The following is a 12,483-nucleotide window of genomic DNA, read 5'->3' on the forward strand; positions in this document are numbered from 1 at the left end:
CCGCCGTATGCACCCTGCGTTTTTTGCCTTCACTCATTTGCTATCATCCTTTCGCGGACGACAGCTTAAACCACCGTCTCAATTTCGGGGGCCACTATACTCTTTTCCATGCACACCATAGACCTGTTCAAAATTGAATCCACAGCACTTGCAGGCGTAGCCGTGATACGCCACGCAAAGCCTTCTTGCAGTTGCACTCCGCTCATACGCGTTGACGGCGATCTGTTTTACCGCGCCTTCGATTAGTCCTTCAGCTGCTTCAATCTCTCCGATCGCAAGACCATATTCAGTTGACGCATGACGGTATCGTCCGTGCGCTACCCGAATGAATTTTGACTCGCGCTTTGCCTCGGCGAACCCTTCTGCCTGCGGGCAAAAGTCTTCAATTTTTCGTTGAATAGTTTGGCGGAATGATCGTTCGTGCCGATAGTTTGGGGGAATCATGCCGTCGCAAAAACTCATAAGCACCTGCTCCTGAATCGCTTTCGCAGTTGCCTCGCCACCCAACTGAAGCAGGACAGTCTCGATGTCACAATATTGACTACGTATCCCATTTTTTCTCTGCTGAAGTTCAATTACACCAAAAAGACGTTCTTCCTGTGGTAGTCGAGATACGGTAGTTGTTCGTCCCTGAAAGCTGCATGCTCCTTGCTAACTGCTGTCTCGAGCCCAAGCCGAACGATATCGCTCGAATCAATATGAGCGGAGACAATTACTCTCCCATCATTCCAAAAACTGATGAGGCCTTTGTCAAATAGCAGGTCTACATTAGGGGATAGTAGGAGTCCATTATTACCGTCGAGGCGCTCAAAGCCATCTGCGCAAGACCGCCATGGCTTTATGTGGCTGGCTATCAATAGCCGCGGAGATGAGATCCCAGTGAGCCGACAACTCATCTCATGACGCATTACATTTTCTCGGAACGCACCTTGGCCACGACGTGCATTGATCTGCCGCAGCTTCTCAGTGCTCGAAAGAGCAATGTCCCTACTAATCTTCTCCTGCACTTCCTCGTCGGTAAGTTCCATTTGCAGTCCGCTATAGACAGCAAAACTACCTGGTCCGAACAATTCATCCAAGCTGACTTGACCGATACCTAACAGCGTCAAGAATAGCTGTTCATCAATTTCAGCAAGATAAACAGCCTGATTCCCATTTCCGGTGGTTAGACTCAACGGGGAATACTTGGCTGGAAGCAAATCCCGAATTCTATTGAAATGGGATTTAGGATGGAGTCCTTCGCCGAAAGGTCTCCAAAGAATGGGGAGCATCCAGCCCTCGTTATCCCAGGCATCGCCCGCAGGGCCAAACTCATCTGGCTTGATTCGAGAGAACGCGAAGTCGCAGACTTGACCAACATACTTAATGTAGGTGCCAGCATAGGACAGGACATAGTCCCCGGGCTCAGCACGGCGCATGTTGGAATAGAACAGATTCGATGAACCGTCGCGCTTCAATTTTGGCGACCATAGATATCCCCCACGGATTTCCTCCCGTGACGTCTGTTTATGGTTTACCCACCAGTAGCGTGCCATTATTCCCTAATGGTATCTTTCAGCACGATATTAATTTCCAAACCTTCAGTTGGTCAACATAAGATAATTCTTAGTAGTCGCAAGTCATTGCGGAATCCGACATTTCTAAATGCGCGAGCCTCGCAATGCAGCTCCGCATTGCCGTTGATCTGCGTGATCACTGCGTGGTAGTCTCAGCCGCGAACGCGCCCAATTAGAAATGAATCGAATGAACAAATCGAGCAGCGTAGAACAGCGAAAAATCCGCGAATCCGAACAGCGCCGCAAAGACATCATCAAAGCCGTCCGAGCTTTGATCAAGACCGGCGGTGCACGCGAGATCACTTTGCGCAAAGTCGCGGAGAAGGCGGGCTTTTCAACCACCGTCGTCTACAATCTGTTCCAGAACAAGGCCACGCTGATCACCCAGGCGATGGACGGCGACCTGCTCGACCTGGTCAAAGCCATGCGTAACGCCACTGAGGTGGGGCTATCGCCGCTGGAGAACATCCGGCGCACGGGCCAAGCCTACGTAACCTTCGGCATGCGCCACCCTGACCAATACGCGTTGGTCTTCATGGAGCGCCGGCCGCATGCACCGGTAGCTAGCTCGCGCGTTGAGCACGGCAACCAGGCGCAGGACCCCTATGCCTTTGCCTGCCAGCTCTTTGTCGACCTGGCCACCACTGGCCAGATTCCTGTGGAGCAGGCAGAGGCCATGGCCCAGATCTTCTGGGAAGGCTTGCACGGCATGGTGTCGCTGCGCCTGGTGTTCGGCGATGGGGAAGAATGGTTTGAGCATGACGAGTTCAATCGCCACCTCGAAGCCTTGATTGACGTGCTATTGAACGGAATGCTGCATCGCTTCAACAAACCGCCTGCACAGGCTTAAGCGCTGCAGGAGCCAACGGCGCTGTTGCAAATTCAGCGTTTCAGTTGCCGATTGGTCAATAGTCTGCTGCCTTTGTGATAGTCTGTTCCGATGTCCTCAGCAATCACTATCGGCCGGTCCTATAGTCTCCAGCGCGAGCCCTGGCGATTAAGCAGTGCCGTGGTGATTTCCGCCATCATCCACGCGGGACTGTTAAGCATTACCTTGGGGGGACAAACCTTCGGCCTCCCTGCCCTGAAATTTCCTTGGCAGGAACGACGCCTGGGTGCCAACGATTTGCAAGTACTGTTGCTGCCTCCACCGCCCTCTTCCCCTGCACCAGTGGCGCTAACGCCAGCACCACTCGCAGCTTTAAAAGAGAACGCTAACCCCGTCTTGGCACCAGTGGAGCGGCCTTCAGTCGCAAGTCCGGTGGCTTCAATGACCTCGCCCCCACCCGCTATCGGAAACAGCGAGGCACCTGCCGTCCTCATTCCGCCCCCAGCACCTGCGCACGCTCCAACCTCAATGCCGGTAACACCGGCTGGCAAGCTGCCGGATATACCGTCTCCACCCGCCCCTGCCGCCGCACCCACAAATGCTCCTGCCAACGCCACGGTGCGCAATATCCCCATTCAGGAACGCGAGGCACTCGTACCGGATAACGCTAGCGACCCTGCGCCAAAGGTTCTTGAGAAAGAGGCTCGTGAACGTACGCATGAATTGGCTAAGCTTGAACAAGAAAAGCAAGCGGCGGAACGCCTGCGTCAAGCCGAATTGATGGCAGACGCCCAGAGAGAAGCTGCGCGAAAAGAACAGCAACTGCAAGAGGCCGCGCGCCAGGAGCAGGAACGCGATGAAGCCGCACGCAAGGAAATCATCCGACAGGAACAAACCAGGCAAGCGCAGCTCGAAGCTGCCCGCCAGGAACAACTTCGCCAAGAGGCCATTCGCGTCGAGCAAGCAGCCAGGAACGAAGTTGCGCGACAAGAGGCTGAGCGCCAGGCGTTAGCCCGCCAGGAAGAAGTTCGCCGCGAACAGGCGAAACTGGAAGAGAAGGCACGCGAGGAGGCTGCCCGTCAGGCGCAGGAACGAGCCGAAGTCGCGCGCCTCGATGCCGCACGCAAGGCGGAAGCCCAGCGGGCAGAACAGGCAAAGCAAGCGCAGCTTGAGGAGGCACGCCAGGCACAACAACTGGAAGCGGCGCGCCAGGAGGCCATTAAACAAGAGGCTGGGCGACAAGAAGCCGCAAAGCAGGAGGCCGCGCGCCTTGAACAATCGAAACGCGAGCAGGCGCAACTGGAGAAAGCGAAGCAGGAAGCTGAACGGGAAGAGCGCCTGCGCGCAATCGGCAGGCAACTCAACGAAGAGGCGGCCCAGCGCGACGCGGCGTTGAAGAACCCTTCACGCTCACTGCTCCCTACGGTTAGCGGCATGCGCCGCGGCTGGCTTTTTGGTCGCGTCGATCCAAATGCAGACCTTGTTCAATATGCAGATGCGATAAGCAAGAAGTTCGAACTGAATATGGCATTCGACATGGTTCGCGAAGCAGCAAAACAGCGGCACGTTCCGCCCATGGTCACGTTGGCGATTCGCGCTGACGGGTCGGTAGAGAAAGTCACTTTCGTCGTTTCCAGCGGGGTGCCGGCGATCGACGAGGCAATTCGAAACGTGGTGGCCAGGCATGCTCCTTATGGTGCATTCCCTCCCAACCTGGCACGCCAGTATGACGTGATCGAGATTCGACGTACCTGGATATTTGATACCGCCATTCGCCTTCAGTGAAACCCCAACCCTCGGGGTCAGTTAAGATCTGGTGATCTTTTAGCCACGTAGCACTTTATTTTGAAGAACCCGCCCGCCGGGCCCCAGTGAGACACAATGATTCAAGAATGGATTCAAAAACTTTTGGCCCGGAAGCCGGCTTCTTCATCGCTTGCGGACGTATTCGTCAAACCGTGGGCAGCAGACCGGGTATCGATCTTCAGCTTCCTGGCAGCGTTTCCAACTAGTTCACAGGAAGGGCTACCTGAAGCCGCGTATGAGCTTCCGGACGACGATATCGTCAACAGCCGGTCCGGTAGCAAGCTGCGCTGGGCAGCCGGCGCACTGGACGGGGCGTTCGGGCACCATACGAGCGATAGTGCATCCGCCGATGTGGTGGCGATTCACGATGTCTTGTTGTCGGCGGCGAGAAGCCCGACCGCAGACAATCTGAAGACGCTCTACGACATGCTGGCGGCCGACAACGCCTTAAGAACTGTCGATCCGCTGCTGCAAAACATCCGCGGCACAGCGAACGTGCCGGTTGACCGACTGCGCGCCCTGGCTCGATGGCTGGCCACCGAAAGCCCGGATCGCGGCGCCGTGAAATTCGGCATTGCCTTACTGGGGCTGTTTGCACCTGCTGAAGATACAGACCTCCTGGTAACACTCGGTTTGCACGAAGAGTTCACGCTCTATAGCGTTGTGGCATTAGGCAGCACCTTGAGCGCGGATGAAGTTGAAACGGCATGGTGGCAGATCGCACAGCGTGTGCATGGCTGGGGCCGAATTCATATTGTCGAACGACTCGCCAATACCCAGCGTGCCGACATTCGTTCGTGGCTGCTCCGGGAAGGCTACAAAAATTCTGTGATGTACGAGTACCTTGCCTATAGCTGCGCTACAGGCGGGAATCTGCTCGGTGCACTTGAGTCAGAAAATATCGACGACGCGTTACTAACAGGAGCCGGCGAGATTATCGAGGCACTGATTAACGGCGGCCCTGCCGAGGACATCAGTTATTACGACGATGGCTACAAGGCGGTACCTTTGTACGTTCGTACAGCTGCAAAAGCAGAAACCGGGAACTTGAAGGTTCTTGTGGCCATCTCACGCATCCTCGACTTCGTAGACAACGAAGACACCGAATGGGCGCCTCTTGAATCAATGGGATGGTCTGCGGATGTGCGTACACAACTGGCTACTGCATGCCGGGCTTTTCTCGCCGCGAAATACTGGCCAAAAGCTGTTGAAGATGCATGGTCTACGAATGACGACCAGATATTCTGGACGGCGGCCAGGGCCGGCGAAATTCTCGGCCTCGATGTATGGGAAAAGCGATTTGAGCGACAGAATGCCAAACTTTCCGAACAATGGTACTACCTGATGCGTACAGATGATCCCGCCCGCATTCAAGCCGTGATCGACCTTCTCCTCACCCAGTTCGACCTGGCTACAATCGCAACCGGGCCAGCGGAAGAAATGGGGCTCGGTCCAGGCAACGAAAAGTACTCGGCAATCGGCGCAGTACTTCAGGATATCGGGCGTTTTCCTGGAACAGGATGGCCGCTGGTCCAAGCTGGTTTGCGTAGTCCGGTCATTCGAAACCGCAATATGGCAATACGTGCCCTGAAAGGATGGGGCGTGGCAAATTGGCCAGATGGCACGCGCCAGATCTTGCAGCGCGCTTTCGATGATGAGCCTTATCCGGACACGAAGGAAGCGTTGGCAGAAGTACTCGCGCTCAAATAATCTCGAGCCCAGCACATCAAATGGGCATGTTGGCCGGGATCCTCCTCTCGAGGACGCCTTTGACTATGTGCGTGTATGTCAGATAGCGCCCTCCCCGCCCGCCAATTCAGTTACTTGCATATTACAAGCAAGTCGCCACGAAACAATCTGTGAATTTTGCTGCAATGTTATTCAAGTAGTATGCGGGCTCGATTCAACCTTGAGTTTCACGCAGCACGATTGAAACATCATTTGCAGGTACCTGAATGAACATGATTTCCGACGCCTTCCAGGCGTTCAGTGACTCGCGCCAAACCAACCGCCTGCTGCGATTGCGTTTTCCTAACGAGGACGGCCCCCAAGCCAAATTACTAGCCAACAGCCTGGATGCTGAAGAATGCCTCTCGCGCGACTTCAGGTTCACCATTGAAGTCATTACCAACGATCCCGACATCGCGCTGAAAGACGTGCTGGGCAAGATGGTGACCGTGGAGCTGGTACGCGAAGATCGCAGCCTGCGCTACTTCAATGGCTATGTCTTTGAATTCCAGCGCCGCCGTGCCGATGGCGGCTATGTTTATTATGAGATGGTGCTGCGGCCTTGGCTGGCCTACCTGGGCCTGCGGCGCGATAACTATCTCTTTCATGGCAAATCGCTCTCGCAGCAAAGCGAAGACATTCTGGGCGACTATGCGCTGCGTGATGTCGAATTCCGAACTTCGGGCAAGGATCCGGAGTTCACGGATGCCTGCCAGTTCAACGAAAGCGATTACAACTACCTGCACAGGCGCTGGGAGCAGGCTGGCTGGTTCTATTGGTATGAGCATCGGGCGAACGGGCATACACTGGTAATCTCGGACGACTCCACAAAAGCATCGCCAATTGACGGTGCAAGTGCCGACATTCCATTCCAGAAGGAAGCTGGAGCCAAGGAAGACGACGCGCTGGGAAGCTGGACGCCGGTGCGCAACATGGCGCCGAGCAGTTTCGCTTTGGCCGGTTTTGATTTCAAAAAACCGCACCCGGTACTTGCCAGCCTGCCTAGCGTCAATCAACAAGGTAAAGTCCTCAAAACGGAAGTATATGAATACGCTGGCACCTATGGTTTCAAGGACCAGGGCGATGCCGATGACATCACGCGCCTGCGTCTTGAAGAGATCGAAGCCAAGGCCAAGTATTTTGAAGGTACCGGCAATGACCGTAGCGCACAGCCTGGCCGCTGCTTCGAGCTGACTGGCCACTTCGACGATGCTGGTGGCAGTGCAGACGACAGGACGTTCCTGATCCTGGAAGCCTGTCATAATGCCAGCAACAATTATCAAGCCGGCCGCGACTCCACATCGCGTTACAAAAATACCATCCGCTGCATCCGCAAGAAAATCCCTTGGCGACCGGGCAGGAATTTCAATAGCGAGCAAACCAAAGTCTATGGTTTGCAGACCGCGTTGGTAGTAGGCCCACCGGGCGAGGAGATCTACACGGACGAATATGGCCGCGTGCGAATCCAGTTCCATTGGGACCGCATCGGTGCTTATGACGAAAAGAGCTCGGCCTGGGTACGTGTCGCTACAGCTTGGGCGGGGCCGAACTTTGGCATGACCTCCATTCCTCGTATCGGTACGGAAGTGATCGTGCAATTCCTTGATGGGAATCCGGATCGTCCACTGATTACTGGCATGGTGCCCAATGCGAAATCGATGCCGCCATGGGAACTCCCCGCCAATAAAACGCAGAGCGGCATCCTGTCCCGGTCCACGCCGGGCGGCGTCTATGACAATGCGAATGCAATCCGATTCGAAGATAAGAAGGGCAATGAGCAGCTTTGGCTGCACGCCGAAAAGGACCAGCTCACCGAGGTCGAACACGATGAGGATAAATGGGTCGGCAACGACCGGCGCAAGACGGTTGACCGCGACGAAACCACCGAGGTAAAGCGCGACCGCAAGGAAACCGTTGGCCACGACGAAACCATCACCGTGCACAACAACCGCACAGAACGGGTGGACCATGACGAAACCATCAGCATTGGCGACAATCGTTCGGAAGACGTCGGCAAGGATGAAAACGTCAAGATTGGCGGCAGCCGCCACGTCACCGTCGGCAAGGTGAAAACTGAAACCGTAGCCTTGGCAAAGATGCTGACCATCGGCGGAGCCTATCAGACTACCGTTGGCGCAGCCATGAACACCACGGTAGCGCTGATGCAGGCGGAGCAGGTGGGCCTTTCCAAGTCTGTCACTGCCGGGCAAAAGATTACCTTCACTGCCGGGGAAGAATTCCGCATCGAAGTGGGCGAAAGCACGTTCTACATGAACAAGGATGGCCGCATCGAGATAACCGGCAAGGAAATCATCATCCGCGCGTCGAAAAAGATTGAGCTGCACGGTGACGACGTAGATACCAATCCGAAGGCATGAGAATACTTTGATCCCATCTATTCCCAGCCTGCGGTTCGATAACCGTACAGAGTTGGACGCGCTGCATTTCGATACCATTGACCAGAATGGCGTGGCTTTTCACGTCATCGTCGCCAAGACCGGCTATCGCATTGTGCCGGGCGAAACCAACGCCATGGCCAAACTGGTCCCGACAGAAGAGCCGTTGCCGCTGTACGACCAGGACCACCACCATGACGACGACCTGGAAAAGAGCGTACGAGTGGAAAGCGACCTGGCTCCGTACAAGCCAGCCTGCGATGTGGTGGTGATTGGCGAAGCCCATCCGCCGGCCAATGCGAAGGTATCGCATTTCAATGTCGGCCTGCGCGCAAACTATCCAGATGCACCGGCACCGATACCGGAACGGCCGCGCCCGCTCAATCCCATGCAAGCCCTGTCGACCGCTGCGTTCGAGGAATGGCAGCAGCAAGTGGCTATTGCGGAACGCACCCGCATCCCCGGCAAGGTACTCATCGATAAAACGCTGAACGTCACTGGAAAACGCTATTTGCGCCGCCGCGCCGCACCTTTGAGATGGCTGGGTGGCTTGGCCCGGGCTGTGTCATTGGGTGCGCTCCAGCCGACTCCGTGGTGCCTGACGTCTGCGGAACCGGCAACCGCCGTCCCACTGCGATATGAGTCGGCCTTGGGTGGGGAATGCCGCATTGAGCGTTCCAGCGGGTTGACGAACCGGATCCCGAAAAAGCACCGATTGAAGGATGAGCAGACCGCCAACTACCCAACGCCGCCGGGCGCCCCCGACGCGCACGACAGCAGCCAGCAAAACCCTGTGGGCTGTGGTTTCAGCAGGAACTGGTATCTGGACGCGACCCGGACGTTCGAAATGCTTGCTCCGCGCATCGAGCCCCCGTCAAAGCCGTTCAGCGCAGACATGTTCTGGAATATCGCCAAAGGCCAATCCGATTTGGCGACGGCAGGTATGGGGTTTGTGGGGCGTGGCTGGCTGCCGCGCCGGCAGTTGGTGGGCACGGTTGAAGAGAAGACCGAATGGCAGGAAGGCGAGATTCCGCTTCTGCCTAAGGATTTCGATTTCCGCTATTGGAATGGCGCCCCCGATGACCAGCAGTGCCAACATCTATTCGGCGGCGAGCAGTTCAGGCTGACCAACTTGTCGCATCCATCGTCCAACGTTGCGCAGCTTGACACAGACGGCAACCGGCAACTGGCGTTCGCGCTGCCGCAACATTCCCTGTTTGCCATGGCCGCCACGGAAGCGGGTGAGGTTGCAGTCTGGCCGCTGGCGATCGATACGGTCATCATCAATATGGAATCAGAGCAGGTCGAACTCGTATGGCGACTTGCCATCGTGGCTGATGGCGATTTCGCGGACGTTCGACTGATGCAGGCCACGGAACCCGATCAATTGACGCGCCTGAAAGACTGGCAGGCAGCCCAGTCCCAGCCTGCGCCGCTCGCCGCCTGATACACCGCATAACTCGCAATACGAATCGCCATGGCTCACGAAACAGTCACCAAATCCAAACGCTTCTACTGCGTCAGCCTCAGCCCGGACCTCTGCAAGACGCCGGTAGGCAGCAGCGTTGCCATCCTTCCTTACAACATCAAGGGAGAATTCAAGAACGCAGCCGACGTCTCAAGAAACGTCAAGACCCAGGGCGAGCAAGTCCTGCTTCACAATAAGAGCTTCATCCCGAGCATTACTGGCGATGAACGAGGCACGCTGGGCGGCATCAAGAGCCAGACCTACCTCAAGCGTGCGCAGCCGCTGGAGTTCAGTTCGACCAAGGGGTCGAATGGCGCCCAGACGGTACAGGAATCGCGCCTGATCTACATGAACGACAAGAATACGATAGGGCGTATTCACGAGCGACAGGTACAAGCGCCACGGCCGCGGCTGAAGATTCTCGGCGTGGAGTTGCCGACGTTGAAAGAGGCGGCACAGGAATACAAGGACAAGTACTCCGAACCGATGCACGATTTTGGCGGCAAAGCGATGGATACCGGCGGCAAGATCGGCATGGGCAGCGCTGCGCTTGGCGGCGCAGGGCTTGCGGTTGGCGCTACCGGTGTCGGTTTGCCGGCGGCTGCAGTGATGGAGACCGGCGCTGCAGCTGGTGCCACAGTTGGTGGCGCCGTGGCCGGTACTGGCTTAGCGGTCGACACCTCCGCCACTGCGATGGATAAGGCGGCTGACTACATCCTGAGTGGCAAATCGCCCGACATCATGGGCACCCTCGGGGGAATGGCCACCAATGCGGCGGAGAACCTGGTCCTGAAAAAGATTCCTGGTGCAAGCAGCCTCTTAAAGCGCCTCTTCAAGAAGAAGGAAGTGCCAGGTAAAACGCCTCCCCAACCCAAGAAGCCCCCCGCAGACAGCAAGGGCGGAGGCGATAAGGACGGCAAGGACGGCGGCAAAACGAAGAAGCCGAAGAAAGAAAAAGCAGACAAGCCATCGGACTGCTGCCCGAAAAATGGCGCGCCAGGGGGCAAGTCAGTTAAGAGCAAGCACCCTGTGCACTTTGGCACCGGCGAAGAAATTCTCTCGCAAACGGACTTCGTTTTAGCGGGAGCCGCCTCGTTCGCATGGGTGCGAAGCTACCGCTCCGGTTCTGAAACCGAGGACTGGGGTCTTCTTGGCGCTCGTTGGGCCACGCCTTTTACAACCTCGATATCTGTCTGCGAACAGGGCATCGTTTATCACGATGCCAGTGGCCGCGCATTGCGCTTGCCAACCTTGGCAGCGGGCAAGCAGCACGACAACCGCGCAGAAGGATTTTTGCTAAGCCGCGACAATGACAGCCAGTTTACGCTGCGCTGGCGTGATGGCAGCAATGACATTTTCCTCATCGGACCGGACAGCTGGCTGCCTCACGGGTATCAGGGCGTCAACGCCATGCTTGCACCGCGCCTGGCAGTGCGTGCGCAACGCTTCTACCTTGTTCGAAGCGCTAGTCGCGACGGAAAAGGACTGCATATTGAGCGGCACCACAATGCCAAGCCAGGCGAAGTGTTGCTACGTTTGCGCACTGATGACGATGTCACGATTGAGGCTATTCGCGACGCTTACCTGCCTGCCGAACTGGGGCCGAATACTCCTGAAACAGTTCCCCGTATTGGCCGCATTGAGCAAGTGCGCGCCGACGGGAGCCGGGAATGCCTTGCGCAGTATCGATACGAAGCAGACATCATTGGTGAAGAAAGCGCGGTTGATCCGATGCCGCTTCGCTGTGATCTGGTACAGCAGACTGGGGCCGCTGACGCATCGCGCACCTACGCTTACCGGCACCATCTCTTAACGCAATACACAAGCTACACCGGTTTCACACATGGCTTGGAATGGGTCAGCCTCGCCTTCCTGCGCGAGCGCTGGGCTGGAAACACGCTGGCCGATGCCGAATTGGCGCAGCGTCATCCGATCACATTGAACAACAGCTACCAGGCGCGTGCGGTGCGCACAACCACGGCTGACGGTAACGACGAAGTCAGCATCGCCTACATCGACAGCGATACCACTCGCGTTACCGAAGCGGATGGTGGTGTGCTGGAATATCGCTTCAATGCCGACTGGCTGCCGACTGAGGTCCGCCGCATCGCCCCTGACGGCAGCAGCCGCTCTTTGGGGCGGCGCGAGTGGGACAGTGATGGCATGCTGCTGGCTGACATCGACGCTGAGCATCAGGCTACTCGCTATACCTATGATGCTTCCGGAAATCTGACATCGGTCACGGACGTGCTACATCATGTCACCCGCATCGAATACGATGGCGCCAACGCGCCAGTAGCCGTTACCGACGCTCTCGGCCACACTACACGCACAGATTACGATGACACCGGACGCATCGTCAAACGCACCGATGCTTTGGGCCATAGCACCTGCTATGCATATGATTCCCAAGGCCGCTTGGCAGTCCTGACGGATGCCAGAGGAGGCGCCAAGCATCTGAGCTACGACAATGCGGGGCGACTGGCTTCGTACACAGATTGCTCAGGCTACATTAGCCGCTACAGCTACGACAAATACAGCCGCCTGGCCGAGTTCATTGACGCCACAGGCAACACAAGCCGCTATGCATACAATGCAGGCCCCTCTGTGCCAATATAACTTGAGACACCTACCCGATATAATTTAGAGTACAGCGGTAGGTCCCCAATATGCACAACCGAAAGCATCAAATTAGCACTC

Annotated in this window: 8 protein-coding genes; 6 read left to right on the forward strand and 2 right to left on the reverse strand. The window is 56.5% G+C overall.

The features are described from left to right. Positions 1 to 78: 78 nt before the first annotated feature. Together ASE26_RS30770 and ASE26_RS19910 are read right to left on the reverse strand one after the other, a co-directional pair. Positions 79 to 462, reverse strand: a complete 384-nt coding sequence (locus ASE26_RS30770; RefSeq protein ID WP_156398086.1) for a hypothetical protein — start codon at positions 460 to 462, stop codon at positions 79 to 81. A gap of 113 nt (positions 463 to 575) precedes the next feature. Further along, on the reverse strand, positions 576 to 1,535 hold the full coding sequence (locus tag ASE26_RS19910; protein WP_082507422.1) for an HNH endonuclease: 960 nt from the start codon (positions 1,533 to 1,535) through the stop codon (positions 576 to 578). 208 nt (positions 1,536 to 1,743) lie between these two features. Between ASE26_RS19910 and ASE26_RS19915 the strand changes: the two genes are divergently transcribed. The 6 genes from ASE26_RS19915 to ASE26_RS19940 all read left to right on the forward strand — a co-directional run bounded on the left by ASE26_RS19915 (position 1,744) and on the right by ASE26_RS19940 (position 12,402). Next, positions 1,744 to 2,406: a TetR/AcrR family transcriptional regulator gene (locus tag ASE26_RS19915; protein WP_082507421.1), complete on the forward strand. Its 663-nt coding sequence runs from the start codon at positions 1,744 to 1,746 to the stop codon at positions 2,404 to 2,406. Between the two features lie 597 nt (positions 2,407 to 3,003). After that, positions 3,004 to 4,170, forward strand: a complete 1,167-nt coding sequence (locus tag ASE26_RS30775; RefSeq protein ID WP_162246585.1) for a TonB C-terminal domain-containing protein — start codon at positions 3,004 to 3,006, stop codon at positions 4,168 to 4,170. 96 nt (positions 4,171 to 4,266) lie between these two features. Further along, positions 4,267 to 5,901: a hypothetical protein gene (locus ASE26_RS19925; RefSeq protein ID WP_055933706.1), complete on the forward strand. Its 1,635-nt coding sequence runs from the start codon at positions 4,267 to 4,269 to the stop codon at positions 5,899 to 5,901. Between the two features lie 245 nt (positions 5,902 to 6,146). After that, positions 6,147 to 8,297, forward strand: coding sequence for a type VI secretion system Vgr family protein (locus ASE26_RS19930; RefSeq protein ID WP_055933703.1), 2,151 nt, complete (start codon positions 6,147 to 6,149; stop codon positions 8,295 to 8,297). Between the two features lie 7 nt (positions 8,298 to 8,304). Beyond that, the gene (locus ASE26_RS19935; protein WP_055933701.1) at positions 8,305 to 9,762 is read left to right on the forward strand and encodes a DUF2169 domain-containing protein; all 1,458 of its coding nucleotides are present in this window, start codon (positions 8,305 to 8,307) and stop codon (positions 9,760 to 9,762) included. Between the two features lie 30 nt (positions 9,763 to 9,792). After that, positions 9,793 to 12,402, forward strand: coding sequence for a PAAR-like domain-containing protein (locus tag ASE26_RS19940; protein ID WP_057246816.1), 2,610 nt, complete (start codon positions 9,793 to 9,795; stop codon positions 12,400 to 12,402). The last annotated feature ends 81 nt before the right edge of the window (positions 12,403 to 12,483 follow it).

Origin of the sequence: Duganella sp. Root198D2 (assembly GCF_001428585.1) — a bacterium.
Taxonomy (GTDB): domain Bacteria; phylum Pseudomonadota; class Gammaproteobacteria; order Burkholderiales; family Burkholderiaceae_D; genus Rugamonas.